This window comes from Micromonospora echinofusca (assembly GCF_017614955.1).
GTDB classification, from domain to species: domain Bacteria; phylum Actinomycetota; class Actinomycetes; order Mycobacteriales; family Micromonosporaceae; genus Micromonospora; species Micromonospora echinofusca_A.
In genome coordinates this window covers 1-535 of sequence record NZ_WVUH01000727.1, presented here as the reverse complement: position 1 = coordinate 535, position 535 = coordinate 1, and the positions used below count along the sequence as shown (strand labels likewise).

Sequence of the window (535 nt, the reverse complement as noted above, 5' to 3'; positions counted from 1 at the left end):
GCCAGGTGAGGTGTTCGAGGCGGTGTCGGGCGACTCGTGCCCATACGTCGCCTTGTTCGTTGAGGTCGAGTCCGGTGGCGCGCATGAGTGCGGTGCACAGGATGAGGGAGCGTTCCCGTCGGTCTGTCGGTTGGTGGTGGAGGTAGGTGAGGAGGTGGCGGCTGTCGTGGTGGAACAGGGTGTGTGCGGTGTCCATCGCGTCGGGGCCGCCGAAGGCGTGGGTCTCGGGTTCGTAGATGTCGCTGGTCCAGGCGCGCGTTCCGGTGAGGAGGTCGTGTACCGGGCCGGGGTCGGTGTCGGGTGTGGTGGGCAGGTAGCGGATGCGCCATGGTCCTTTGCGGATGAACCACCAGGAGGTGATGAGGCCGGCGGTCTCGGCGGCGGGTAGGACGCGGTGGAGGTGGGGTATCGCGTGTCGTTCGCGTTCGTGGCGGCTCTGGCCAGGGTAGGTGATGTTCACCTGTTGCCAGGGGGTCTCCTTCATGGCGGGCCTTTCGTCAGCTGAGTAGGAGGCAGGCGTCCCAAGAGGTTGAGG

Annotated in this window: 1 protein-coding gene; it reads right to left on the bottom strand. The window is 66.5% G+C overall.

From position 1 onward, the window contains the following. On the bottom strand, positions 1 to 484 hold a 484-nt coding region (locus GSF22_RS34105), incomplete at its 3' end, for a thiopeptide-type bacteriocin biosynthesis protein (RefSeq protein WP_208817985.1). Positions 485 to 535: the final 51 nt, after the last annotated feature.